Annotated in this window: 28 protein-coding genes; 18 read left to right on the plus strand and 10 right to left on the minus strand. The window is 32.9% G+C overall.

The window, feature by feature from the left end:
* Positions 1-275: 275 nt before the first annotated feature.
* Genes BXU01_RS21225 through BXU01_RS21240 form a run of 4 tightly spaced genes read left to right on the plus strand, consistent with a single transcriptional unit; the run spans position 276 to position 3,310 of the window.
* Complete coding sequence (locus tag BXU01_RS21225) at positions 276-497, plus strand: helix-turn-helix domain-containing protein (protein WP_083695275.1); 222 nt, start codon at positions 276-278, stop codon at positions 495-497.
* Complete coding sequence (gene dcm, locus BXU01_RS21230; RefSeq protein ID WP_083695278.1) at positions 494-1,741, plus strand: DNA (cytosine-5-)-methyltransferase; 1,248 nt, start codon at positions 494-496, stop codon at positions 1,739-1,741. The genes BXU01_RS21225 and dcm overlap by 4 nt, the downstream gene beginning before the upstream one ends.
* Positions 1,742-1,744: 3 nt before the next feature.
* Complete coding sequence (locus BXU01_RS21235; protein WP_083695281.1) at positions 1,745-2,872, plus strand: HNH endonuclease; 1,128 nt, start codon at positions 1,745-1,747, stop codon at positions 2,870-2,872.
* Between the two features lie 18 nt (positions 2,873-2,890).
* Complete coding sequence (locus tag BXU01_RS21240; RefSeq protein WP_083695283.1) at positions 2,891-3,310, plus strand: very short patch repair endonuclease; 420 nt, start codon at positions 2,891-2,893, stop codon at positions 3,308-3,310.
* Positions 3,311-3,450: 140 nt separating this feature from the next.
* Here the strand turns inward: BXU01_RS21240 and BXU01_RS21245 are convergent, their stop codons facing one another.
* Entirely contained in the window at positions 3,451-3,684 is a 234-nt protein-coding gene (locus tag BXU01_RS21245) for a hypothetical protein (RefSeq protein ID WP_083695286.1), read from the minus strand.
* A 467-nt stretch (positions 3,685-4,151) separates the two neighbouring features.
* On the opposite strand from BXU01_RS21245, the gene BXU01_RS21250 reads away from it, so the two are divergent.
* Positions 4,152-4,466 (plus strand): HPF/RaiA family ribosome-associated protein, encoded by a 315-nt coding sequence (locus tag BXU01_RS21250; RefSeq protein ID WP_056244515.1) that lies wholly within the window; start codon positions 4,152-4,154, stop codon positions 4,464-4,466.
* Between the two features lie 163 nt (positions 4,467-4,629).
* On the opposite strand, the gene BXU01_RS21255 is transcribed toward BXU01_RS21250, so the two are convergent.
* Positions 4,630-5,286 (minus strand): oxidoreductase, encoded by a 657-nt coding sequence (locus BXU01_RS21255; protein ID WP_083695289.1) that lies wholly within the window; start codon positions 5,284-5,286, stop codon positions 4,630-4,632.
* Between the two features lie 504 nt (positions 5,287-5,790).
* Here BXU01_RS21255 and wrbA point away from each other — a divergent pair.
* Complete coding sequence (gene wrbA, locus BXU01_RS21260; RefSeq protein WP_083695292.1) at positions 5,791-6,951, plus strand: NAD(P)H:quinone oxidoreductase; 1,161 nt, start codon at positions 5,791-5,793, stop codon at positions 6,949-6,951.
* 370 nt (positions 6,952-7,321) lie between these two features.
* On the opposite strand, the gene BXU01_RS21265 is transcribed toward wrbA, so the two are convergent.
* Positions 7,322-7,978, minus strand: a complete 657-nt coding sequence (locus BXU01_RS21265) for a hypothetical protein (protein ID WP_083695295.1) — start codon at positions 7,976-7,978, stop codon at positions 7,322-7,324.
* Positions 7,979-8,442: 464 nt separating this feature from the next.
* Here BXU01_RS21265 and BXU01_RS21270 point away from each other — a divergent pair, with 464 nt between their 5' ends.
* The 5 genes from BXU01_RS21270 (at position 8,443) to BXU01_RS21290 (ending at position 12,623) form a co-directional block, all read left to right on the plus strand.
* Positions 8,443-8,934: a nuclear transport factor 2 family protein gene (locus BXU01_RS21270; protein WP_083695298.1), complete on the plus strand. Its 492-nt coding sequence runs from the start codon at positions 8,443-8,445 to the stop codon at positions 8,932-8,934.
* A 262-nt stretch (positions 8,935-9,196) separates the two neighbouring features.
* On the plus strand, positions 9,197-10,579 hold the full coding sequence (locus tag BXU01_RS21275) for an ammonium transporter (RefSeq protein WP_083695301.1): 1,383 nt from the start codon (positions 9,197-9,199) through the stop codon (positions 10,577-10,579).
* 171 nt (positions 10,580-10,750) lie between these two features.
* Complete coding sequence (gene trmB / locus BXU01_RS21280) at positions 10,751-11,428, plus strand: tRNA (guanosine(46)-N7)-methyltransferase TrmB (protein WP_083695479.1); 678 nt, start codon at positions 10,751-10,753, stop codon at positions 11,426-11,428.
* Positions 11,429-11,470: 42 nt separating this feature from the next.
* Positions 11,471-12,106 (plus strand): LysE family transporter, encoded by a 636-nt coding sequence (locus BXU01_RS21285; protein WP_055097384.1) that lies wholly within the window; start codon positions 11,471-11,473, stop codon positions 12,104-12,106.
* Positions 12,107-12,296: 190 nt separating this feature from the next.
* Positions 12,297-12,623, plus strand: a complete 327-nt coding sequence (locus tag BXU01_RS21290; protein ID WP_083695304.1) for an MGMT family protein — start codon at positions 12,297-12,299, stop codon at positions 12,621-12,623.
* Positions 12,624-12,814: 191 nt separating this feature from the next.
* Here the strand turns inward: BXU01_RS21290 and BXU01_RS21295 are convergent, their stop codons facing one another.
* The 3 genes from BXU01_RS21295 to BXU01_RS21305 form a co-directional block, all read right to left on the minus strand.
* Entirely contained in the window at positions 12,815-14,140 is a 1,326-nt protein-coding gene (locus BXU01_RS21295; protein ID WP_083695307.1) for a PAS domain-containing sensor histidine kinase, read from the minus strand.
* Between the two features lie 68 nt (positions 14,141-14,208).
* Positions 14,209-14,439: a hypothetical protein gene (locus BXU01_RS21300; protein ID WP_083695310.1), complete on the minus strand. Its 231-nt coding sequence runs from the start codon at positions 14,437-14,439 to the stop codon at positions 14,209-14,211.
* 13 nt (positions 14,440-14,452) lie between these two features.
* Positions 14,453-15,811, minus strand: coding sequence for a sigma-54 dependent transcriptional regulator (locus BXU01_RS21305; protein ID WP_083695482.1), 1,359 nt, complete (start codon positions 15,809-15,811; stop codon positions 14,453-14,455).
* Positions 15,812-15,969: 158 nt separating this feature from the next.
* Here BXU01_RS21305 and BXU01_RS21310 point away from each other — a divergent pair, with 158 nt between their 5' ends.
* The 7 genes from BXU01_RS21310 to BXU01_RS21340 all read left to right on the plus strand — a co-directional run bounded on the left by BXU01_RS21310 (position 15,970) and on the right by BXU01_RS21340 (position 23,525).
* Positions 15,970-17,217 (plus strand): efflux RND transporter periplasmic adaptor subunit, encoded by a 1,248-nt coding sequence (locus BXU01_RS21310; RefSeq protein WP_083695313.1) that lies wholly within the window; start codon positions 15,970-15,972, stop codon positions 17,215-17,217.
* A 119-nt stretch (positions 17,218-17,336) separates the two neighbouring features.
* A complete protein-coding gene (locus BXU01_RS21315) occupies positions 17,337-18,044 on the plus strand; it encodes an ABC transporter ATP-binding protein (RefSeq protein WP_055097392.1) in 708 nt (235 codons plus the stop codon).
* A 146-nt stretch (positions 18,045-18,190) separates the two neighbouring features.
* Positions 18,191-20,617, plus strand: a complete 2,427-nt coding sequence (locus tag BXU01_RS21320) for an ABC transporter permease (protein ID WP_083695316.1) — start codon at positions 18,191-18,193, stop codon at positions 20,615-20,617.
* A 348-nt stretch (positions 20,618-20,965) separates the two neighbouring features.
* On the plus strand, positions 20,966-22,096 hold the full coding sequence (locus tag BXU01_RS21325; RefSeq protein WP_055097395.1) for an Mrp/NBP35 family ATP-binding protein: 1,131 nt from the start codon (positions 20,966-20,968) through the stop codon (positions 22,094-22,096).
* A gap of 115 nt (positions 22,097-22,211) precedes the next feature.
* The gene (locus tag BXU01_RS21330; protein WP_055097397.1) at positions 22,212-22,451 is read left to right on the plus strand and encodes a NifU family protein; all 240 of its coding nucleotides are present in this window, start codon (positions 22,212-22,214) and stop codon (positions 22,449-22,451) included.
* 214 nt (positions 22,452-22,665) lie between these two features.
* Positions 22,666-23,148, plus strand: a complete 483-nt coding sequence (locus BXU01_RS21335) for a hypothetical protein (protein WP_083695319.1) — start codon at positions 22,666-22,668, stop codon at positions 23,146-23,148.
* 59 nt (positions 23,149-23,207) lie between these two features.
* On the plus strand, positions 23,208-23,525 hold the full coding sequence (locus tag BXU01_RS21340; RefSeq protein WP_026982672.1) for a 2Fe-2S iron-sulfur cluster-binding protein: 318 nt from the start codon (positions 23,208-23,210) through the stop codon (positions 23,523-23,525).
* 50 nt (positions 23,526-23,575) lie between these two features.
* Here BXU01_RS21340 and BXU01_RS21345 read toward each other — a convergent pair whose 3' ends face one another.
* The 4 genes from BXU01_RS21345 to mscL all read right to left on the minus strand — a co-directional run bounded on the left by BXU01_RS21345 (position 23,576) and on the right by mscL (position 26,505).
* Positions 23,576-24,253, minus strand: coding sequence for a DUF6058 family natural product biosynthesis protein (locus tag BXU01_RS21345; RefSeq protein WP_083695322.1), 678 nt, complete (start codon positions 24,251-24,253; stop codon positions 23,576-23,578).
* Between the two features lie 85 nt (positions 24,254-24,338).
* On the minus strand, positions 24,339-24,842 hold the full coding sequence (locus BXU01_RS21350) for an SMI1/KNR4 family protein (RefSeq protein ID WP_083695484.1): 504 nt from the start codon (positions 24,840-24,842) through the stop codon (positions 24,339-24,341).
* Between the two features lie 117 nt (positions 24,843-24,959).
* Positions 24,960-25,949: an aspartate-semialdehyde dehydrogenase gene (locus BXU01_RS21355; RefSeq protein WP_055097402.1), complete on the minus strand. Its 990-nt coding sequence runs from the start codon at positions 25,947-25,949 to the stop codon at positions 24,960-24,962.
* A 172-nt stretch (positions 25,950-26,121) separates the two neighbouring features.
* Positions 26,122-26,505: a large conductance mechanosensitive channel protein MscL gene (mscL, locus tag BXU01_RS21360; RefSeq protein WP_056244442.1), complete on the minus strand. Its 384-nt coding sequence runs from the start codon at positions 26,503-26,505 to the stop codon at positions 26,122-26,124.
* Positions 26,506-26,552: the final 47 nt, after the last annotated feature.

The following is a 26,552-nucleotide window of genomic DNA, read 5'->3' on the forward strand; positions in this document are numbered from 1 at the left end:
TTGTGTTTTAAAAATACTTTAACTTGAATATCCAGGAGCTATTTCCTGCTGTACACTATATCTTTTATTGCTTAAAGAAAGCAACAAAAGGATGCCGTTCCCATCAGGGCTAGAGCTTTTGGTTTTCGTAACAAGTTTAGAAATATTAATTAACGCCAGTCAGAAATGATTGGCGTTTTTTTATATGCACTATTTTATAATAAGTTGAAAACTAAATTTCAATGATGACAATTGTAAGCAGGTCAATTGTCAACTCAGGTCTACTTTTATAGCCTATGAATATAAAAGAAAAATTCGGATCTAAAGTCAAAGAACTAAGAGAAGAAAAAGGATTTTCAATCGAATATCTAGCTAATATTTCAAATGTAGACAGAACATATATTTCTGAGATAGAAAAAGGGAAGAGAAATGCTTCAATACAGATTATTGAAAAAATTATTATCGCTCTTGACACTGATTTTGAGGTTTTTTTTAATGATAATAATTTTAAAAGATGAAAAAGAATATATATGGCGAAAAAACAGAAATTGTCAACATCGAAGTAAATGAATCTCAATATAATGTTTTTTATGAGCTTGAAAATTGGGTTGATAAAAAATTTACCAAACCAAACGCGACTATAAGATTAGCTACTATGTTTAGTGGAATTGGCTCAATTGAACATGCCTTGAAAAGACTTGACTTAAAAAGTGAAATCATTTTTGCATGTGATAATGATAAATATGTCAAACAGAGTTATTTTGCTAATTATGACATATCTGAAAAAAGTTGGTATGATGATGTAACGAAAATAGATGGATCTAAGTATAAAGGAGATATTGATTTACTAGTAGGTGGAAGTCCTTGCCAATCTTTCTCAATGGTTGGAAAAAGAAAAGGTTTTGAAGATACCAGAGGAACACTCTTTTATGAATTTGCAAGAGTTATAAAAGAAAGCCAGCCTAAAGTTTTCATTTTTGAAAACGTTAAAGGCTTAGTAAATCATGATAAAGGGAATACGTTTAAAGTAATTAAGGAAACCTTTAAAGAACTAGGATATAAAATTAAATATCAACTATTAAATTCTAAGAACTTTGGTATTCCACAACATAGGGAAAGAATTTTTGTAGTAGGATTTCGAGACATCGAAACTAAATTTGATTTTCCTGAAGCAATTTCGTTAGAATATAAAATGCAAGATTTTCTTGAAGATTATATTGATAGTAAATATTATCTAAAAGAGAAAGGAATAAAATTTGTTACAAGTACAAAAAACAGAAACAAAAGATACACACAGATAAACGGTGAAATAGCTTTATGTCAAAAAGCAAATCAACAATTTAACTGGCATGGAGATTTTGTCTTTGAAGAAACTGAAAATGACTTTAATGATTTTGTTTTTGATGTTAATAAAGTTGAAGAGAAATATTATCTCTCCGAAAAAACAAAAGCATACGTTTTATCTACAGGAACTAAAACTTTTAAAACAACAGTAGGAACCGATCTAGAAATCGCAAGACCAATTCTTCAATCAATGCATAAAATGCATCGTTCAGGAGTTGACAATTATGTTACACATAATAAAGGTAAAATCAGAAAATTAACACCTAGAGAATGCTTAAGATTAATGGGCTTTAAGGATGATTTTAAACAAGTAGTAAGTGATACTCAAATGTATAGACAAGCTGGAAATAGTATTGTTGTAAATGTTTTTATCGCGCTAATGAAACAAATGGACATAACTAAATTTATTACCAAATAAATTATGGAAAATTTTCAAAAAATTAAGGTTGATGGAATAGAATATTATATAGTTGATTCTATCCAAGATTTTAGAGCAGAAGATAGTTTTATCGACAGAAAAAACAAATTAGCTCAATTTGGAGGAAATGGTGAATCGAAAAAACATGTTGGCACTTATAAAGGAGAATTAGGTGGAAGAATGTCAAACTTTTTCAATTATTCAAATTGGGGGGTAGAACATTTTGATAATATTAAAAAAAGGAAAACAGTAGAATCCGCAAGAGCACATAATGCAATTATACAAGAAAGGAAGTGTTTTTTCAGCAAATCAAATATGTTAAAATATTTAGATGATGCAAAAACCGAATATTATGCTCAAGATCAATTATATCACAATGATATTGGAAAATACTATCAAGAAAGATACAATAAAGTCCTAGATCTTAATAATGAAAATATTTTCTTTAGTATTTATGATGCCTCAGATAATTTATCTCAAAATCAAAATAGAGGATATATTAGATCTGATGATTATATTTGGAAATTATGGAGAGAATTAATTTTACCTAAAATAAGTTATCTCTCAATACTTAAACTTGTACCAATTGAAAACATTACTGATTCATCTGAAACATTATTTTATTTTAGAATTTTATTAGACTATCAATTCAGATCATTTGTACATCCACAAGCTATGTTAGTTGAATATGAAACTACTCATCTAGAGGTACCCATGGAACAATTGCAAAAAATTTATCGACAAGGTTCTGAAAAATATAGAAAAAAAGTACTAGAATACATGCCGCAATGTCCATTTTCAAAAATTACTGAAGAAAGATTACTAATTGCAAGTCACATTAAACCCTATAATATATGTATAAAAGAAAACAGGGAAGATCAAGCTTTAGATTATTTAAATGGACTTGCTCTTTCTCCTACATATGACAGGTTATTTGATCAAGGTTACATAACATTTACTGATGATGGTTTTTTAATTTGTGGAACTCAATTTAGCTCAATTACTTGGGAAAGAGTAAATATCAATCCAAATGCTAAAAACAAAATGAGAATTTTCCCTGAAAACAGAGAGATTTATTTAGAATTCCATAGGAAATTCGTTTTTCAAGATAACATAATTGATTTAACATAAATAACATTTCTAGTTATAATGGATGTCCATAATCCACAACAACGCTCCAAAAACATGCGTGCAATCAAAAGCACCGCAACAAAAGCCGAAGTAACTTTGGCAAAAGCATTATGGAACCTAGGTTACAGATATCGAAAAAATAACAAAACAGTTTTTGGAACTCCAGATTTAACTTTCAAACAACTTAAAATTGCAATATTTGTTGACGGTGAATTCTTTCATGCGAAAGATTGGGAGACGAGAAAAAAACCGCAAACCAATCCTGAATTCTGGGTCAAAAAAATCGAGCGAAATATGCAACGGGATATAGAAGTCAATGCGTATTTAGAATCTCAAAACTGGAAAATTCTGCGTTTTTGGAGTAATGATATCAAAAAGAATTTAGATTCCTGTATTGTTGAAATTCAGAAGGCGATTGCAGAAAGACAAGTTTTATAATTATTGCGGGGACTTCGACTTCGCTCAGTCTGACAACATTTTGCAATTTTTCATTCTTTGTAATGACAAAGCAGGCAGAAAAAGCAGACCAAACCACAAAATAAAAAAAGCCACTTCGCAGTGGCTTTTCTCGTTTTTAATTATTTAGCATCCAGATAAGGATTCAAAATTTCGGCTAGTTCGTTTAGCAAGTAAAAACCTTCCTGAACTGATTTTGAATCAATTTGCAGGGTTTCGCATTCTCGCATTAACGAAATGGCGAGAAGATAATTTACTTTTCGAATTGCTTTTGCGAAACTTTTAGGATCAGTCGCTTGGTTGAAAAATTCGTTTAACCGTAATTCGGTTTCTTTTGAAAGGGTGTTTAGACTCATAATCTTGCATTTTAGGAAATATAAAACCCGCGTAGCTTAGGTGTCCTACGCTGCAAGAGCGTTGCAGTTGTTTCCAATACCGCCACCATACCACACGGGCACAAAGTTTTTCTGAGTTCATAATTCTTGCATTTTAGGACTGCGAAGATACCAAATAAACCTTTGATTTGTGTGGGTTTTCTCTAGCAATTTAAAATGTTATAAATTTTTAGTTTGCTTATTGTTACTAGGGCTTCGACTTCGCTCAGCCTGACAAAAAACACAAATAAAAAAAATCTGTTTTTATCTGCGTTTTCACGAAGTGAATCCGTTAAATCCGTGTTCCATAATAACATTTCGAGATCGCCAAGCCTGATAAAAATAAGCTTAAAAATTTCCAACATTTTTTCATAATGTTTTATTAACTCACTTGGCTTTTCATTCTAAAAAAGATAGCTTTGAGAAACAATCATTAAATATAAAGCCATATGAAAATTCAAATCAATACCGACAAGAACATCGAAGGACACGAAAGATTAGCCACTTATTTTTCTGAAGAATTAGAAAAAGGCTTAGCTCGTTTCGAGGAAAAAATAACCCGAGTTGAAGTACATTTTGGAGATGAAAACGGAGAGAAATTCAGCTTGAACGATAAAAAATGTGTAATCGAAGTTCGTATTGCCAACTTACAACCCTTAACCGTAACAGACCACGCAGATACGCTTGAAAAAGCTTTTAGCGGTGCTCTTGCAAAAGCAAAAAAATCACTTACTACGACTTTCGAAAAAATGAAAGCGCATTAATTTATATAGTATCAAAATCTAAAAATGGCATTATCTCTAATCCGGATAATGCCATTTTTTATACCGATTGTATATTCAATATAGTCCAATTACATTGTACTATTTTCATATTACATCGGCATTATACCGGAAAACATTGGACTAAAACATAAATAAATTGGTATTATTTTAGTAAAGCGGTCATTTCTTCCCAATGCAATATTTTGACTTTCTCGTTTAGTGTGTTCGCACTATTTACCATTGCTTTGGCAATATCGCTTGCCTCGATTCCTTTGTATTTATTTATTCCTCCAACAAATAACGGATTGATGAATTTAAAAATTCCGATGAATACTTTTTCAAGAGGTCGGCTTTCTTTTCTATCTCCCAAAATCATCGATGGCCGAAAAATATACGTATGATCTAGATTCAAATTGATAATATCTTGTTCGGTTTCACCTTTCAGCTTGGTATAAAATATCGAAGACTTTGCATTTGCTCCAATTGCCGAAACTAAAAAGACTGATTTTGCTCCATTTTCTTTTGCCAGTTTTGCCGCCAGAATGGGATAATCATGATCGATTTGATAGTAGAGTTTTTTATCCGGCGTTTTCTTTTGTGTTGTTCCAAGCGCGATAAAAACTTCATCTATTTGAATGTCTTTTACGACTTCTGGCAATGTATTAAAATCACCAATTAGTGTTTTTAATTTTGGATGCTGAATGTTTAATTCTTTTCTAACCACAATTATGACTTGTTCATAATTGGCATTATTCAGTAACGTTTCCAGAATATAAGATCCTACTAATCCGCTTGCTCCGTATACAATTGCTTTTTTCATAAGTAAGGCGATTTGTTTCCTCGAAGTTAGAAATTTTTGCCACAGATTTCACAGATTAGAAGGATTAATATTTTTTGTTTCACGCAGATTTTGCAGATAAAGCAGATTTTTTTCTAAACTTTTAATGTAAAGCTCCAGCGGAGCGACATATTTATAGCCCAATTTTATTACGCGCCATTATAATCCAGCTCCAGCGGAGCGACATATATTTTTAGCACGATTCGATATGTCACCACGATTGGTTTTTGTTGGGATGTATTTTAAATTTTAGATAAATATATCGCTCCGCTGGAGCTCTACATACATTGTTCTGATTTTTTCTATAAATATGTCGTCCCGATGGGACTAAAATTAACTATGCTTAATTGGACAATTAAGATAATAATAACGCTTTTCGGGATTGTAAGAAGTAATTTTGCAGTCCCAAAAAAGAAACTTGATTTTGAAATAAAACAAGCTCTTTTTTTGAGATTATGCATTACAAATTATTAAAAAATTACCTTCATGAAAAAGCAACTACTCGTATTATTAATCGCAATATTTATAGGTTTTAGCGTAAACGCACAAACAAAATCATCTGAAACAAATGTGCTGGTTTTGATCTATTCTCAAAACGGCGGAACTTATAAAATGGCAAAAGCTATTGCTGACGGAATTCAGGAATATCCAAATACTAAAGCGACTTTAAAACGTGTTCCATCCATAAACTCAAAAGAAAAACTAAATGCTGATGTCGAGAAATTACCTGTTGCAACGATCGAAGAATTGGCGAATTATGACGGAATCGCATTTGGAAGTCCGGTTCATTTTGCGAATATTAGTGCTGATATGAATTACTTTTTCAGCCAGAGTATTCCGCTTTGGACTTCGAGAGCTTTAGAAGGAAAACCAGCAACTGTTTTCATGTCAGCAGGATCTGGCGTAGGAAAAGAAGCGGCAATTTTATCCTTCTGGAATATCCTGGCGTCGCACGGAATGGTGATTGTACCTACGGGAATTATGGGAACGGCAACTTTAGACAAAACTGTTCCGCAGGGAAACACACCTTTTGGCGCAACTTCACTAGCGGGATCAACGGGAACTCGTCCGTCGCAAAGCGAATTGAATTTGGCTAAAGAACAAGGAAAGGCTTTGGCAAGAGTTGCGTCAGGATTGAAAAATACAGAGAATATAAAGTCTGTAAAAACAGCGTCGGCAGAAACTAAAATCGACATCAACAAAACTTTAAAAGACAATAATATTGTACTTCCTGAAGCGCCTAAACCGGTTGGGAATTATGTTCCGTTTACGATTTCAGATCATAAAGTATATATTAATCAGGTGGCACTGAAAGACGGAAAGATTTTAAATCCAGGAAAAGTTGGCGCAACGGTTACTGAAGATCAGGCGAAAGAAGCAACGTATCAAACCATGCTAAATGTTATTGCGGTTTTGAAAGAAGCTTGTGGTGGTGATTTGAACAAGGTAAAACAATGCGTGCAATTGACAGGATATTTTAATACAACTCCAGAATACACACAACATGCTGCGATTATGAATTCGGCTTCGAATTTGACAGCTTTGGTTTTTGGTGAAAAAGGAAAACACGCGAGAGCAACAATTGGTGCGGTTTCGTTACCGATAAATTCGGCTGTAGAAATTCAGGCGATTTTTGAAATTGAATAAAGGAAAATTTTACCGCAATCCCGATAGCTATCGGGAGCAAAGGATTACGCAAAGGTCACAAAGTTTTGTGAATTATGCTTTTGCTTTGAGATCGCAAAGGGATTGTGTTTAAAAACATTAGACACACTGCTCTGCGTCTCTACGCAAAATTGGAATTCATATCATATTATATAAAATGACATTTCGACTTCACTCAGGATGACAAGAGTACACTGAAAACTGAGACTAAAAACTGTTTCGCGTGAGGGATAGAGCTAAGCTACCGAAGTAGCAGCGAAAGCCCGACAGCAATAAAAAAGGGGCCGACTAAGCGATTTGCATAGTTGGCCCCTTTTTTATTGGTGGCACGCCCAGATTATTGACGTAAATATTATGATTTTGGCAACGGAGATCCAACTGCGATATCGCAACGATGTCCGGGTTTTCCGTGTGCAGGATTCATTCCGTCGGCAACTACGGCTTCTTCGGTACTTAATAAAGCCGGAACTGCATTTGCAGGCGGTGGCGTAACGGTATAAGTTTGCGACGTTGTACCGCTTTGTGCTGTATTTGCAACAGGTTGTTTTGGTGCTGCAGAATTTAAAGGCGCTCCAACCGGAATATCACATCTGTGTCCGGGTTGTCCGTGCGACGGATTCATTCCTTTACCTACTTTTACCGGCGCAACAGTTGTTGTGGTTACTACATTTTGCTGACCCGCATTTACTTGTACAGGTTGTGCTGTTTGCGTATTTGTTGTTTGTACTTGCTGAGTTGGAGCAGAATTTAAAGGTGCACCAACTGCAATATCGCATCGATGTCCGGGTTGTCCGTGTGCAGGATTTATGCCGTTAGTATCGCCCATTACGGTATTAGGATTTGTCACCGGATTTTGAACAACTGACTGTGTTTTTGTGGTATCTTTTGCTAATCCTAGTTTTACTAATTCAGATGTTGGTGTGCTTTCTTGTGGTTCTAATTCTTTCTTACAAGAAGTAAAAACTAAAGAAGTAACAAATATTGAGGTGAGAAGTATTTTTGAATTCATGATGTATCGATTTTAAAGCTCTCAAATATACTAAGATTTCACCATATAAGTAATATAAGATTTGTATTGCTTTTTCATTTAATCTCGCAAAGGCGCAGAGGCGCAAAGTTTTTGGTTTTTCTTTCACTTAGTGGGATTTGTTTTAAGTTTTTTAATTTAAGCGTTGAGAAATTTCCGAAGTCGCAACGTTTTTGTTTCACGCAGATTTAAAAAGATTTAAGCAGATGGACGCAGAGGATTTATAAATTTAATCTGTTATCATCTGCGCGAAACTAAATCAATTTGATTTTTATTTAATCTGAGCCTTTGCGAGATTAAAACGAATACCAATAAAAAAAAATTGCGACTTCGCGCCTTTGCGAGATTAAATTCGCCCAACAAAAAAACTTTGCACCTTTGAACCTCTGCACCTTTGTTCCTTTGAAATAATTTTTGCTAACTTTAAATCCAAAATAAAACTTTTTATGAAAAAATCGATTCTACTTTTATTATTCATTGCCACTTTTGCAAATGCACAAACGTCTGAAAAAGACAAAGTCAATCAAACTATCGATACGTGGCATAAGGCTGCTGCCGATGTGAAATTTGACGCTTACTTTAATCTAATTGCCGAAGACGGAATTTTTATTGGAACTGATGCCACAGAAAACTGGAATAAAAAAGAGTTTAAAGTTTGGGCAAAACCATTTTTTGATAAAGGAACTACCTGGAATTTTACGGCTCTTGAACGTCATATCTTTTTTGACAAATCAGGAAAAATTGCATGGTTCGACGAATTGCTAAATACCCAAATGAAAATTTGTCGCGGTTCTGGTGTTTTGGTAAAAGTGGGGAAAGAATGGAAAATTCAGCACTATGTTTTATCAATGACGGTTCCTAATGAAGAAGTTGATGCTGCTACTAAGATAAAAGCACCAATTGAAGATGTGTTGATCGCAAAGCTTCAGAAAAAATAAACATTTTCGAACTTTCTTATTATAATCCTAACTTTTCTAGCGTTTTACAAGATCTTATATCAAATTAATTATAATACAATTGGCAATTTTATCCTTAAATTAGAAGTTCAAAATAAGATACTCTCAAAAAAACAGATCGAATTTTACAAAATTGACTAAAATAAAACAACAGCCTCTATTTTGTTAGCCCTAAAAATCAAAATCTTTATTTTTTTTTAACTTTGACCCCAAAAAAAATAGGGTTAAATAAAGTATTTGAAAAATGAAAATAGAAAAACGCTGGATCATTTCCTTTATTATTATAAGTATTGTTTGTATTACGGGCGCATTTTGGCCAACAGTTACAGAGAATAGTTACGTATTATCAGAATTTGGAACAACTGATCATATCGTTCCTGCCGATGTCGCCTGGATGTTAACTTCTTGCTGTTTGGTTTTGATCATGACACCTGGGTTATCTTTTTTCTACGGAGGAATGGTAGGCCGAAAAAATGTGATTTCGACCATGTTGCAAAGTTTTATTTGCTTGGGCGTTGTAACGCTTTTATGGGTTGTTGTGGGTTTTAGTTTAGCTTTTGGCGATCCTGTAGGTTTTGGTTCCGGAGAGCATTTTTATAGCTTTTTTGGTAATCCTACTACTTTTGCTTTTATGGATTATGTCGGCGTTTTGCCTCATAAAAAATTGGCGAGTACGATTCCGTTTATGTTGTTTGCGTTGTTCCAGATGAAATTTGCGATTATTGCTCCGGCAATTATTACGGGTTCGTTTGCAGAACGTGTTCGCTTTATATCGTATTTATTATTCATTAGTTTGTTTACCATTTTTATCTATGCGCCTTTGTGCCATTCCGTTTGGTATCCTACTGGTGTTTTAGGAAGTTATTTTGGTGTGAAAGATTTCGCCGGAGGAACTGTCGTGCATATGAGTTCAGGTTTTGCTGCGCTTGCCGGAGTTTTGGTTTTAGGAAAAAGAAAAAATAGTGCTCATATACCAACCAATATTCCGTTCGTATTATTAGGAACGGGAATGTTATGGTTTGGATGGTTTGGCTTCAACGCTGGTTCTGCTCTTGCGGCCAACGGAACTGCTGCCATGGCTTTTGCAACGACAACAACTTCGTCAGCCGCTGCAATGTTGACATGGGTTTTCTTTGATCGAATGAATGGCAGAAAAGTTTCAGCGCTTGGTGCTTGTATTGGCGCTGTTGTAGGTTTAGTTGCTATAACTCCTGCTGCAGGATTTGTTTCTGTTCCTGAGAGTATGTTTTTTGGGTTTATTACCGCTTTGGTTTCGAACTCAGTTGTAAATTGTCGTTTCTCTAAACGATTTGATGATACGCTTGACGTTTTTGCCTGTCACGGTGTTGGCGGAATTATGGGAATGATTTTGACTGCTATTTTTGCTCATGGCGAAGATGCAAGTTTACTTCACGGAGGATGGAACGTTTTTGCTCACCATATGATGGCACTGGTTTTGGTTTCAATCTTTACTTTCTTTGGAGCTTATTTCTTGTTTAAAGTAACTAATTTTATCATTCCGCTTCGTGTTTCTGAAGAAAATGAACATATCGGACTTGATTTGTCTCAACACGATGAAACGCTTGATCCTAAATTAAAACCTATTACCGAGGCTCATTACGGGTAAAAAAATATTCATATTATTAAAATTAGCCACGAATTCACGAATTTTTTCTTCTCCTATTTTATAGTAATTGATAATTAAAAATTCGTGAATTCGTGGCTAATAAACTTTAAACGTATTTCAGCTATTTTCATTCGTTTATATTCCTTAATTTTGCTGAAAATTTTTGTAAAAGTGGGAAGTAAAAATAAACTAAAAAGATTCAGAGAAAACGAAACGTTTGAAAACGTTTTTCAACCAACCAGAGAAGAAGTTGTAGGCGATTTAATGCCTTTGAAAGGGAAATGGAACTCTGATTTCTTTAAAAATGATAATCCATTAGTTTTAGAATTAGGATGTGGAAAAGGAGAATATTCTGTTGGTTTAGCAGAAAGATATCCAAACAAAAATTTTATCGGTATCGATATTAAAGGGGCTCGTTTCTGGAGAGGTGCCAAAACCGCTGTAGAAAACGGACTTCATAATGTTGCTTTTATTCGTACTCAAATCGAATTGATTGATCATATTTTTAATGAAAATGAAGTGGATGAAATCTGGATTACTTTTCCGGATCCGCAAATTAAATACAAAAGAACAAAACACAGAATGACCAATTCAGAGTTTTTGAAATTGTATAAAAAGATCCTTAAAAAAGATGGTGTCGTAAATCTTAAAACCGATAGTGAATTCATGCACGGTTACACGCTTGGATTACTTCACGGTGAAGGACATGAAGTTTTATATGCAAATCATAATGTGTATACAAACGAAGGAAGCCCTGAGGAAGTTACTGCTTTTCAGACTTTTTACGAGAAACAATATTTAGAAATTAACAAGGCAATTACGTATATTCGCTTTAAAATTAAAGACTAATTTAATTTTAAAAACAATTTTTCAAACCCATTAAATAACTGAATGGCATTACTTACCCCATTACTTTCAGGTTTTATTGCCGCTTTCATTGGGATTATTCCGCCTGGATTAATCAATATGACAGCAGCTAAAGTAAATTTGAAAGAAGGAAAAAGGAACGCTTTATGGTTTGTTGCCGGCGCCGTTTTAGTGATCTTTTTTCAGGTTTCTTTAGCGGTTTTATTTGCTCAGGTAATCGATAATCGTCCTGATGTGGTAACTTTATTGCGTGAGGTTGGGTTTGCTATATTTTCGATATTAACGATTTACTTTTTGTTTATCGCAAAAGAACCAAAAGCCAAGAAATCGAAGATTAAAAAGAGCAGTAAAAAAAGCCGTTTCTTTTTAGGAATGTTACTTTCTGGTTTGAACTTTTTCCCTATTCCGTATTATGTGGTGGTAAGTGTTACGCTGGCTTCATATCATCTTTTTGCATTCGAAAATAATATTATTTTTACTTTTGTATTCGGGTCTGTTTTGGGTTCATTTGCTGCTTTATACAGTTATATTGGTTTCTTTGGAAGAATCGAAAAGAAAACCGATTATATCATGCGAAACATGAATACTATTATTGGTAGTATCACGGGAATAATTGCCATTGCTACACTTTTTAATATCCTGAATTACTATTTCGGGTAACTTATAAATCTAAGGATTACAAATGATTTTTTTAAATTTGTTTCACGCAGATTTTGCAGATAAAATTAAATAAAAAAGATCCTTTTAGATTTGCATAAATCTGTAAAATCTGGTTGAAAATTTAATTTTACAGGCAAAGTTAAAAATCATTTTAATCTGTGAAATCTACGGTGAAAAAAAATCCAAATCTATGGCTGAAGATAATTTTTTTGAAAGGGTTTATGCGATCGCCAGACAAATTCCGTACGGAAAAGTAACTTCATATGGCGCAATTGCGAAAGCTTTAGGAACGGCTCGTTCTGCCCGAATGGTAGGTTGGGCAATGAATGCATGCCATAATATGGAAGATGTTCCGGCACATAGAGTTGTAAACCGAAAAGGATTACTAACCGGAAAACATCATTTTGACGGAACTAATTTAATGCAGCAACTACTGGAAAGTGAAGGCATTGAAGTAGTAAACAATCAAATCATAGATCTCGAAAAACACTTTTGGACACCTGAGATTGAATTTTAATGTTTTTACCATATAAGTGATATAAGTTCATTTAAAGTATTGTCTCGATTTACTTTGTCATTTAGTCGCGCAAAGCCGCTAAGTTTTTCTTTGCGACTTTGCGCGATTAATAAAATAGCTTCGCGAACTTTGCGAGAGATTTATGCGTAATTTTTAATATGAACTTATACCCTTGATATGGTTCAAAAAACCTAAATCAAACAAATCACAAAGCTCGTTTTATCTTCATCAGTTTGGTAACTTAGGTAACCTCCGTGCGCTTCGATGATGTTTTTAGAAAGCGTTAATCCAATTCCGGCGCCATCTTTTCTGGTAGTAAAAAATGGCAGGAATACTTTATCTCTAATTTCGGTATCAATTCCTTTTCCGTTGTCTGAAATGGTGATAAAAAAGCGATTATTTTCGGTATAACTGGACAAAAACATTTTCTTTTCGCTCTTTTCTTTTAAAGCATAAACGCTATTGGTAATTAAATTAATAATCACTTGTTCCATCTGGCTTTTGTCTATCAAAATCGATCTTGAACTGTTAATTTCGTTTATTAATTCGATATTCTCCGCTTTCAAAATTGGACTCATAATTCGCATACAATCTTCAAAAAGTGTATTTATGGGTGTCATTTGTTTGGTTGGAGTTGGCAGCATTGCCAATTTTCGATAATTTTCGACAAATACCTGCAAGTGATCACTTCGGTTTATAATGGTCGAAATACTGCTTTTTATGTCTTCAAAATCATCTTCTTCCAGTTGTTCCTGGTCAACAATATGAAGCAAATTCTGAGAAAGTGCCCGAATTGGCGTTAAGGAATTCATTAATTCATGCGAAATAATCTTCATTAAATTAATCCATGCTTCTTTTTCCTTTTTCTCAATTACACGTTGAATACTATCCAGTAAAATAATAAAATATTCTTTATCGAAAGTCTTCGTATTGGAGGTTTGAAGCACAAAAGTCTGCAAATCCTTATCTTCGATTTTAATCGAAATGGCTGACTTTATTTCGGCAAAACCTACCTTCTCAATCTCACTGCAAAGTGATGGTAAATAATTTTTAAGATATGTCCAATGGCTCACTTTTGGCACTTTAAATAAATGGGAAAAACAATCATTCATTAAAAAAATATTCCAATCGTCATTGTCTTTTTCAAGAATTAAAGTTGCGGTATCAATATTATTTAAAATCGACTGATAAATTTGTTCTTTAGAAATTTGTTCTTGTTGCTGCAGTTTCAGTTTATTATATAAAAGATATAAGTTCTTGAAATTCTCCTTTTTATATTCTTCCGGAAAATTGGTAGAAAAATCACTTTGCAATATTGAAAGCAATGTTTTATCATAAAACAAAGAATGATTTTTGATGTAAAAATACATCTCAAACAACAATAGAAATATAAAAAACCCTACTAAAATTGCATTGTAATAAAGCGTTTTATAAATCAAAAAAATGCAAAAGAAAAAGGGAATCATAATAAAGAGGACCCTTATGAATAATGCATTATAGAATTTCCAGTTTTTCATTATTTATTTTTTATGCTTGAACCTAACCGCAAGGTTAGCTAAGCTTTAATTTTTGCTTTGAGACTAACTTATATAAAGATCATCTCTATAATTACAATTGCAAGCAGACCAACAATACCAATTACAATTAAAAATATAGAACCGTAGTATAATTTTAATTCTATATAGTCTTTAAAATATTCTGAAGAATTATTTCTTTTAACTCCAACTTTTGGTTTTTCTTTATTTCTATATCGAAACAAGTAAATAAGAGTACCAACTAAACTTAAAGTTAATAATGTTAAAATTAATTCTATCATTTCTTTCCTGTTCTTAAATATTTTTTAAATCGTATTTCTCAATTCTTCTGTACAAAGCAGCTCTTGACAAACCAAGTTCTTCAGCTGTTTTACTAATATTGCCATTGTATTTGAAGAGGGTTTTTTCGATCGCACTTTTTTCCAGTTCAGACAATGGGTTTTCATCGTTTTCCTGAATTTCTTCGAAATCAAGAATATCAAGATTGGTTACAGAAATCGTATTGTTATCAGACAAAATCAAAGCACGTTCGATCTTATTTTCAAGTTCACGAATGTTTCCTTTCCAGGGATATTTTTCTAAATATGGCGCTACATTATCATCAAAATGCCATCCCGAAGCTTCGGGACCATGATTGTATTTTTGGGCAATTTTATCGAGGATAAAATGCGCCATAGGAACGATATCGTCTTTTCGTTCGCGTAATGATGGTAAATAAATTTCCATTGTATTGATGCGATACAGCAAATCTTCACGGAAAGTTTTATTTTTTACCTCAGCTTTTAAATCGCTGTTAGTTGCTGCAATAATACGCACATTCAATGGTCTGGCTTTACTTTCTCCTAATCGTGTAACGGTTTTAGTTTGTAGAACATGTAATAATTTTGACTGCAAATGCAATGGAATATTCCCTATTTCGTCTAAAAAAATGGTTCCGTTTTGTGCGGCTTCAAATCTTCCGGGTGTATCTGTTTTAGCATCAGTAAATGCGCCTTTTGCATAACCAAAAAGTTCACTTTCGAATAAATTATCACTCAAAGATCCTAAATCAACATGAACGAAAGGCTGTTCTTTTCGTTCTGAATTCAAGTGAATAAATTCGGCAAAAACATATTTTCCTGTTCCGTTTTCTCCTAATATTAAAACATTAGCATCTGTTCTGGCAACTCTTTCAGCAATCGTATAAGCTTGTTTTATTTTAGGAGAATTGCCTGTAAAATAGCTTTTTTCTGTTTTTTGCTCCACTACTTTTTTGTTATTTTTTCTACTTTCGGTCACAGCCTTATCAATTGTTTCTATTAATTTTTCGTTGTGCCAGGGTTTTAAAACATAATCAAAAGCACCAATTTTTATTCCTTCAACAGCGGTATCAATTTTTCCAAAAGCTGTCATTAAAATCACAACCGTTTGTGGTGAAAGTGTTTTAATTTCTTTAAGCCAATGAATGCCTTCCCGCCCATCTTCAAAACCAATTCTATAATTCATGTCTAGCAAAACCACATTTATTTCATTTTCACTTAAAATAGAAATGATTTTTTTAGGGCTATTTGCCGTAAAAATGTTTTCGAAATGTTTTTTCAGGATCATTTTTGCCGAAAAAAGAATTTCTTCCTGATCGTCAACGATTAATATTTGGGCTTGTTTTTTTCGCATGATATCTTTTTTTGTGCGATTATGAACGATCAACTGTTCATTATCGAACACCTCTTTTTTGAGTGGTTTTTAAAGCTTCTTTAAAATCAATACTTTACAAATAATAATTTTTATGGCACAGTATTTACCTATTGGTAATCAGTAAATTATTAAAAAAAATGGACAAAGTAATTCCTCGTAAAAATAGAAAATTTAGATATCTCACAATAGTAATTGGAGTTTTTTTAGTTTTGGCAACAATCGTATTTTTTTCGTTTAACACTAAAAGAAGCTTAAATGTAAAAGCAGAAGATTTAAGTATTCAGAAAGTTGAAAAAGCCTTTTTTGAAGATTTTGTTGTTTTTCAGGCAAAAGTAGAACCTTTGAATGTGATGCTTGTAAATGTTACTGAAGGAGGATCTGTAAAAGAGATTTTTGTCGAAAACGGAGCCATGGTTACTAAAGGTCAGTCGCTGGCACGTTTGTACAACCCCAATACTGAACTTAATTACCTGACTCAGGAAACGGCGATTATCGAACAAATTAACAATTTGAATACAGGAAAACTAAACATTAGAAATCAGGAACTAAATCTAAACAAAGATTTGGTTTTGATCGAACATGATTATAATGATGCCAAAAGATTATATGACATGAATGCCCGATTATATGAAAAAGAAGTGATTTCTAAAAACGACTGGAATACGTTTAAAGAAAGTCTTCGTTTTCAGGAAGAACGAAAAAGAACGATTCAGCAAAGTATTCAAAAAGAAAAACAAACGAATCAAATTCAGATTTCTCAAATCAATCATTCGATTCAAACGATGGAAAAAAGTCTGGATATTTTAAGAAACAATAAAAAGAACTTTTTGATTATTGCTCCTGAATCCGGTCGATTGACTTCGTTCCAGCCTGTTTTAGGAAAAACGTTTCAGGCTGGTGAAAGCATCGGGAAAATAGATTCTAAACAAGGCTATAAATTAACTGCTGAAGTCGATGAATTTTATCTCGAAAAAGTTCGGGAAGGTTTAAAAGGTCAGGTAGAATTTAAAGGAAAAAATCTGGAAGTTCTGGTCACTAAGGTAATTCCGGAAGTAAAAGGCGGCCATTTTATAGTAGAATTGGCTTTTACGTCTAAAGAAAATATCGTTTTGCAAGACGGACTTAGTTTTGGTGTGAAACTAATTTTATCAGAGAAAAACAAAACTCTTGTGGTTCAAAAAGGAAGTTTTAATCAGGAAACCGCAGGAAAATGGATCTTTGTGGTAAAAGGAAATAAAGCCGAAAGAAGAAACCTAAAATTAGGAAGAGAAAATCCTTCGTATTATGAAGTACTGGAAGGTTTGAAAGAAGGCGAATCTGTGATTATATCTTCTTATTCTGATTATAAAGATATTGAGGAATTATCGATTAGTAGTTCGCAGTAAACAGTTTTCAGTCTCAGTTTTCAGTCTCAGTTTACAATTAACAATTTATAATTAACAATTAACAGCGTTTCAATCATCAATCAAAAAATAGAATTAACAACAACTAAAATTTTAAAACTATGATAACAATTCAAAATTTAACCAAAGTTTTTAGAACAGAAGAAGTAGAAACTTCAGCTTTAAGCGGAATCTCTGTAGAAATTAAAAAAGGAGATTTCCTGACTATTATGGGACCTTCTGGCTGTGGTAAATCGACTTTATTAAATATCATTGGGCTTCTTGACAGCGCGAGCGGCGGAAGCTACAAACTATTAGATCAGGAAATGGTTGGCTTAAAAGAAAAAGGGAGAGCAGCTGTTCGTAAAGAAAACATTGGTTTTATTTTTCAGAATTTCAACTTGATTGATGAGCTTTCGGTTTATGACAATATCGAATTGCCTTTACTTTATAACAATGTAAAAGCATCTGAAAGAAAACAAAAAATCGAAGCGATTGCTGAGAAACTAAATATCTCACATCGATTAAAACATTATCCGCAACAGCTTTCAGGAGGACAACAACAAAGGGTTGCCGTTGCAAGAGCTTTGGTAAACGATCCAAAAATTATCCTTGCCGATGAGCCTACGGGAAATTTAGATAGTAAAAATGGTAATGAGGTTATGGAACTTTTAACTGATCTACATGCTAAAGGCGCTACTATATTGATGGTTACACACTCTGATTATGATGCTTCGTTCTCGCAAAGAACAATACACATGAAAGATGGTGTTATATTTTCTGAAAAATTAAATCAGAGAAATGTTGATGTTTTTATGGACGCTAAATAATACTAAAATGATAAAGTTTATTGTAACGGCATTCATCGTCCTGATGGGATTTGTATGCAAAATATTAGCTATGATTTAAAAATAAATGGTTCTTAAAAAAACTATTGATTATCCAAAACGACTATAATAACTATAAAAAATAAAGCATGATTTTTAACTGGTTTAAAATATTTATATATCATTTAAAGCAAAACAAACTGTTTTCGTTTTTGAATGTCATGGGATTAAGCATTGGAATTGCCGGTGTCATTTTCGCAATTTTATATTGGAATAATGAAAACTCGTATGATCAATGGAATCCTGAAAAAGAAAACGTATATGAAGTTCTAAATAAATTTGGAAATGCCGATTTATGGAACTCAAGTCCGGTACCTTTTGGTTTAACCTGCAAAGCCACTATACCTGAGATTGAATCTATAACTTTTTATACCGGCTGGTATACTGAGGAGGTAATAAAATATCAAAACCAAAAATGGATTGGCAAAAAAATTATCATTGCAGATTATGATTTCTTCGATTCTTTTCCGTTTCCAATTCTAAAAGGAGCTAAAAAAGACATCTTAAAAGAAAAAAACAGTGTTGCTATTTCTGATGAAACCGCAAAATTAATTTTTAAAAATGAAGATCCTATTGGTAAAATTATCACAAAGGACAATAAGCCGTATGTTGTAAAATCGGTTTATAAAATCATGAGACCTTCATCTGTAGAACCAAATTATGTTTTTGGAGGTTTGATCAGCGAGAACGACATCAATAATTGGGGTAACTTTAATTATACCTTAATGATTAAAACCAAAAAAGGAGTTAGTAAAGAAATGGTTTTAAAGAAGATGCTACACGTAAATTTTGTCAATAGAACTGTAAAAGAAGCGAAAGAGAAAGGACAAACACCTGAACAATATATTAAAGAAAACGGCCAGATTTTAGTTATTATTGATCAATTGGCAACAGCACGTTTGCATGGTACAAAATCCCCTAACGGTGATAATTTTCCTGAAGGAAGAGGCAATTTACAACTGCTTTATATCATGGTAGGTCTGTCTATTTTGATTCTTACATTGTCGCTTGTAAATTACATCAATCTCGCAACTGCGTCAGCAATAAAGCGTGCCAAAGAAGTAGGCGTTCGTAAAATCGTTGGTGCCAGTAAAAAGCAAATCATAGCTCAATTTATTTTTGAGACTGCAATTATTGTCATCTTGGCAATTATTTGTGCGCTGGCAATTGTAGAGCTGTCACTGCCTTATTACAATAATTTTTTGCAGAAGTCTTTGACAATGAATGGTGGTGAATTTTACCTGCAGCTTATTTGTATATTTGGATTAGTAATCATTCTTGCAGGTATTTTTCCGGCCATTTATATTTCAAATTTTGAAACGCTAAAAGTTTTAAAAGGGAATTTCTCCAGAAGTAAAAGCGGAATTTGGGTTCGAAATTCAATGTTGATTTTTCAGTTTGGTATTGCTGCTTTTTTTATCATTGGTGCGCTAATCGTAAATTCACAGGTTTCTTATATGATGAATAAAGATCTTGGTTTTAGCGGATCCCAGGTAATTCGCGTTCCGTTTAGATATACTGACCAATCTAAAAAAGGACAAAAATACACGACGACTAAACAAGAAATTCTTAAATTTTCAGGTGTAGAGAATGTATCTACATTTACAGGTTCTTTTGGATACGGCAGCAGTTCAAGCTCAGGTTTTACACACAATGGCGTTTTTGTGCAACCCAGAAACATCGAAATGGATTATGGCTTTCTGGATATGATGAAAATTAAGATTGTTGAAGGACGAGATTTATCACCAAAATTTGCCTCAGATACGATTGACAACTGGTTAATAAATGAAACTCTTGCCAAAGCAATAGGACTAAAAAACCCTATAAATACTATATTAACTTCTGGTTGGGGGAATGAAAAAGGAATTATGAAATTTAAGGTCGTTGGAGTCGTAAAAGACTTTCACATAACAGGGCTCCAAAGTAAAGTTCCGCCAATGATTTTTGTAACTATGAAAACTTTAAAATGGAATAATTTTGAAAACGTTTACATAAAAGTTTCGCCTAATAACCTGACCGAAACTTTAGCAAAATTAAAATCTTATTGGGAGAAAAATGTCAATCCAGATTATCCTTTTGATTATGAATTTATCAATAAAGGATTTGCCAAAACTTATGAAGAACAAATCAAACAGAAAGATTTATTTTTTATTTTAAATCTTGTGGTTATTATTATTGCTGTTTTCGGATTATTTGCTTTGGCTTCATTTTCTATGGAAAGAAGATTGAAAGAAATCGCAATTAGAAAAACATTAGGTGCAGAAACAGATGTTTTACTAAAAGAATTATCTAAACAATATGTAGGTTTTTGTTTAATTGGTTTTATGATTGGTATTATTCCGGCTTATATTTTGTTACAAAAATGGTTGGAGAATTTTGCTTTCAGAATTGGGATTTCATTTGTTCCGTTTAGTATTGCACTGATTTCTTTGTTGTTTTTGACATTACTAATTGTTCTGACAAAAGCGTATCAGGTAACCAAAATCGATGTGCTGAAATATTTAAAATACGAATAAGCTTGTAGACCATTTTTTTAAGAAACCCGACAGATGATCCATTTGTCGGGTTTCTTTTTTATTTTACTTTGCAACAACAGCATCTGAATACAGTAGTTTATACAATTGCACATATTTTAAGCGTAAAATGTTTTAAATACAGAATTATAAAATAAAAATTTCAATATCATTTTAGATTCAGAAAGCAAAGACAAACAATCTCAATCGTTTTGAGTAATCTCAATATCAATAAATACGATTTAAAAGGGTTTGAATCCGAACATAATCTGTTATCTTTGTAGTCTGAAATCAGTTTAAATAAACACAATGCTTAAATCGATTTCTTTCAATAGAAAACAGTAGATTAAAATGAAATTAGACAGAAAAGAAATTCTTAAAGCTCTAGAGACAATCACTATAGCGGGAGAAGGAAAAAATATGGTTGAGAGTGGTGCTGTTGCCAATGTAATTACTTTTGGTGATGAAGTAGTAGTCGATTTGCTTTTGCACACTCCGGCAATGCACATTAAAAAAAGAGCCGAAGATGATATCAGAAAAACGATTCATGAACTGGTATCTCCTGAAGCAAAAGTTAAGGTAAACATTAAGGTTGAAGCAAAGGAAAACCCGAATGAAATAAAAGGGAAGGCGATTCCGGGAATCAAAAATATTATTGCCGTTGCCTCTGGTAAAGGTGGAGTTGGAAAATCAACTGTTACTGCAAATCTTGCCGTGACACTTGCAAAAATGGGTTTTAATGTTGGAGTTCTTGATGCAGATATCTACGGACCTTCGATGCCTATTATGTTTGATGTTGAAAACGAAAAACCAATTTCGATTACTGTTGACGGAAAATCAAAAATGAAGCCGGTTGAAAGTTATGACATCAAAATACTTTCTATAGGTTTCTTTACAGCTCCAAGTCAAGCTGTTATATGGAGAGGTCCAATGGCTGCAAAAGCATTAAACCAAATGATTTTTGATGCAGATTGGGGAGAATTAGATTTTATGCTAATCGATTTACCTCCGGGAACTGGAGATATTCACCTTTCGATCATGCAATCATTACCAATTACCGGAGCTGTTGTAGTAAGTACTCCTCAGGCTGTAGCTCTTGCCGATGCCAAAAAAGGTGTTGCTATGTTTATGCAGGACAACATTAATGTTCCAGTTTTGGGAATTATTGAAAATATGGCATACTTTACACCAGAAGAATTACCTGACAATAAATATTATATCTTTGGACAAGAAGGGGCAAAAAACCTTGCTGAAGATTTAGATGTTCCATTTTTAGGAGAAGTTCCAATTGTACAGTCTATTCGTGAAGCGGGAGATTTTGGTCGTCCTGCAGCTTTGCAGACAGCATCAGTAATAGAAACCATTTTTGAGGAGATAACCAGAAATGTTGTGCAGGAAACTGTAAATAGAAATGAAAATTTACCTGCGACAGAAGCCATTAAAATAACAACTATGGCAGGTTGTTCAGCAGTAAAAAAATAAATTAGATAATAAGACAATACTAATGAGATAATTAGAAAATTAGATAATGAGATAATTTTACTTCAAAGTGAATTTTCTAATTTTCTAATTGACTAATTTTCTAATTGATAAAATTATGACAACAGAAGAATTAACAAACAACGTATTATTGGCTCTGGATGAAATCAGACCTTTTTTAAATTCTGACGGAGGAGACATTACACTAATTTCTATAGACGATGACAAACATGTTAAAGTACGTCTTGAAGGAGCTTGTATTAGCTGTAGCGTAAATCAAATGACCTTAAAAGCAGGCGTTGAAACAACAATAAAAAAATACGCTCCGCAAATTGAAACTGTGGTAAATATAATGTAACATAAAGGAGATTTTTTCTCCTTTTTACATTTAATCAATTAACAAGAATAATAGTTCTTTGGGTGGTTTGTTTTTTGAATGTGCAAAAAACAAACTAGAAAAATGTCGCTTATTGCGGATTTCACAAAAAACAACGTAAAGATTTAAGAGTTTCAGGCAAGGTATTGTTACATATTTAACTTAAATTTGTCACAAAACTCCTAAATATCAAATTATGAAGAATTATTACGCTCTGTTTTTATTATTATTTTTTGTTTCTGCAAATTATGCACAGCAAACTACACAAACTCTAATTGTTGATAAAGCATGGCTAAATGAAGCCGAAGAGTGGTCAGATTTTCAATACGCAGGTCAGATTGTATTTTCGACAAATGCAAATGAACAAGAAGGCAGTTTAAGAATTGGTAATTATGATTTCTTATACGATTTCTGTGATGGAAAAGCTAAATTTGCAAACAAGGCAACTTATAGCTCTGCGCAATTCACCAATCCAAGAAAAGTATCTGTAACAACAGACAAACAAGGAGTAACGAATTCAACTTACGAAGGTACTCTAATCTTTCAGTCAGATAAAGATTATTATTCCGTAATTGCTTTAGTTACCATATTGGAGAAAAACGGGAATACTCTTGGTTTAAAAATGCGCCTTAAAGAAGGCAACAAAAAAGAATACGCATTTAGTATTAAAAATAGCTAACATAAGTAAGGATTTTTTCACGTTATAAAATCCTAACCAGTAAAATTCCAAAAATTAAAATGGATGTATTAATAAAGATTAAAGATCGAGAAGGAGTTATACACGAGTTACAAGCTCCAACTGATATGGCAATGAATATAATGGAGTTGTGCAAAGCATACGAACTTCCTGTTGAAGGAACCTGTGGCGGAATGGCCATGTGTGCTTCCTGCCAGTGTTATGTTCTTAATGATGTTGCATTACCGGAAATGGGAGATGAGGAAGAAGCCATGCTGTCGGAAGCATTTTATGTTAAATCAAATAGCCGTTTAGGCTGCCAGATTCCAATTACTACCGAGTTAGAAGGATTAGAGTTAGAATTAGCACCTGAATATTAAATAATAAAAAAAGCGAGAAATTAAATTCTCGCTTTTTTTATGACAACTTTTTAATAATACTTTTTTATTAAATCTTCTAAATCAAATTCTTTTAGCAGCTTATCAAGATACTTTCCCCTGCTGCTTAATTCTCTTTGATAGGGTGCAAAATTGCTGGTAGATTTATTGAATTCATCGTTTAATTCCTGTAATTTATTTTTATCATCACTATTCAAAGAAGATTTATTTTCGATGAAATTAAGAATCCTTTTTATTGCAATTTCTTTTTCTATAATATCATTCTCATTATTGTTTAAAGTGCATATTCCGTACACTCCTTTACAAAAGTAAGTCCACTCTTCTTCCAGCGCACTATCTATTTTTTGAGTTTCTACTATATTATTCTCATCGAACACATTTCCATAAGCAAATGTCTTTTGAGTATGATTTTTTAAATTAGACAGTAAATTTTCCTTGAATTGCTTTTTAAAGTCTTCCGGAGTTTTATACTCAGAATGTTCTCTTATAAGTTCTAAAATAACCGGATGAAAATATTTCTTTGTAAAAACAATTTTGTGACTATCATCTAGTGAAGAAGTAATAATAGTTTCTGAATTCACAATATAAGAAGGCTCAGGAACGAGTTTACTTTCAATCAATTCATTTAGCTTCTCTAAAGAAATATTTGCTATTTTAATTACGTCCTGAATCTCTATATAATTATCTTCAATATATTTTAAGTTTTCCATTTTATTTTTTTTGATTTAACGACCCTATTTTAAAACCAAATTCAAAAGAGCTTTTAGTTATTCTATGATTAGGAATTATTTAATTTTAATTGCCTAAATCACCCGGATCAAAAGGCTCAAACTCTCTTTCAGAAAATGCTTCGGTCAGTATTCCTGATGCGCACAACCAAGTTATAGTTTCTTCAAGGTTCTTTCCTGTTTTATAAATCATTTCGCTATGTCTTGGTAAAATATAATACTCGCCTTTATAAAGAATGATTTCATCTCCGTCGTACGTGTCTCCAATTCTAATTGAATTCAGCACCTCATCTTTAGATAAAACATCTTTACCTTCATCCCAAAACCAATATTCAGTTATACGATTTTTCCATTCTTCTAAAGTAAGAATTATGGTTTCCGGAAGATAGATCCGCACGTAAGTTCCGCCCAGAATTCCGCTTCCGTAGTTTAAAACATACTCTTTATAATCTTCATCAAAAGTAATATTCAAGGTTTTCTCACAAGCCAGGATATCTTCATTTTCAGCAAGAAACAAGTCTGTTTTATTAGTCTTGTAATTTGGAATTATTTTATAGTTATCAAAGTTCATAAATCTAATTTTAATGGCTAAGTTACCAATTAATAAAAACATTTGCTTACAAAAAAACCGTAATCACATTGCTGCAATTACGGTTTTTTCTCTATAACAATTTTCTCTAATCTCTGATTATACCAAACCTGCCTGAATTAAATATTCAGCGATTTGAATGGTGTTTGTTGCCGCTCCTTTTCTTAAGTTATCAGCAACGATCCACATGTTTAAGGTGTTTGGCTGGCTTTCGTCACGACGAATCCTACCTACAAAAACATCATTTTTACCCTCGGCATATAATGGCATCGGATATGTAAATGTGTCTAAATTATCCTGGACCACTACTCCATCTGTATGATGTAAAATTTCACGAACTTCGTTTACATCAAAATCATTTGTAAACTCAACATTTACTGCTTCACTATGTCCGCCTACAACAGGCACACGAACTGCAGTTGCCGTAACTCTGATCGTGTTATCACCAAGAATTTTTTGAGTCTCACGAACTAATTTCATTTCTTCTTTAGTGTATCCGTTTTCTTCAAAGCTATCGCAATGTGGAATCGCATTTCTATGAATTGGATATTTATAAGCCATTTCTCCCTGAATTCCAGCGTACTCGTTTTCTAATTGTCTTACCGCTTTTACACCAGTTCCGGTGATCGATTGATAAGTAGAAACAATAATTCTTTTGATGTTGTATTTTCTATGCAAAGGAGCCAAAGTCAAAACCATTTGAATAGTTGAGCAGTTTGGGTTTGCAATAATTTTATCTTCTTTTGTTAAAGTATCAGCATTGATTTCCGGAACGATTAATTTTTTTGTCGGATCCATTCTCCATGCCGAAGAATTATCAATAACTGTTGTTCCTGCAGCTGCAAATTTTGGTGCCCACTCTAATGAAGTATCTCCTCCCGCCGAAAAAACAGCAATATCAGCTTTTAAATCAACAGCAGTTTGTAATCCTACAACTTTATATTTTTGACCTTTATATTCAATTTCTTTACCTATTGATTTTTCAGAAGCAACAGGAATTAACTCTGTAACAGGAAAATTTCTTTCTGCTAAAACTTTAAGCATTATCTCGCCAACCATACCAGTGGCACCTACAACGGCTATTCTCATTTTTATATCTTTAGTATGAATTAATCTAATTTACTCTGCAAAAGTAGCTATAATAAAAAACAAAACAAGGCGCTTCACAAAAAATAACAAAATGTTACAAATTAAACAAAAATAAAAAAACCGCCTCAATCAAGAAGCGGTTAAGTTAGACTTAGTGTAGCGGTATATTGTGTTATTGTTTATTTTTTAAAAGATCTCTAATTTGTATCAAAAGTTCTTCTTGTGTTGGTCCTGCTGGTGCTGCCGGTGGCGGAACTTCTTTCTTTTTAAGATTGTTTATTCCTTTAATAATTAAAAACAATACAAAAGCAACAATTATAAAGTTAATTACTGCCGATATAAACAAACCGTACTTGACTCCGCCAAAAGCCGTAAGCTCTTCTATCGTAGACAAATGCGCCGCATCTAATGCCGGCTTTAATATTAATGGTGTAATTACATTTTCAATTAACGAGCTCACAATTTTACCAAAAGCAGCCCCAATTATAACCCCGACAGCCAAATCGACTACGTTGCCTTTCATTGCAAATTCCTTAAATTCTGAAAATATCCCCATAATTGTTTATTTTAGTTTATAATAATTGATATCGAAAATACGCAATT

The organism is [Flexibacter] sp. ATCC 35103 (genome assembly GCF_001975985.1).
GTDB lineage: Bacteria > Bacteroidota > Bacteroidia > Flavobacteriales > Flavobacteriaceae > Flavobacterium.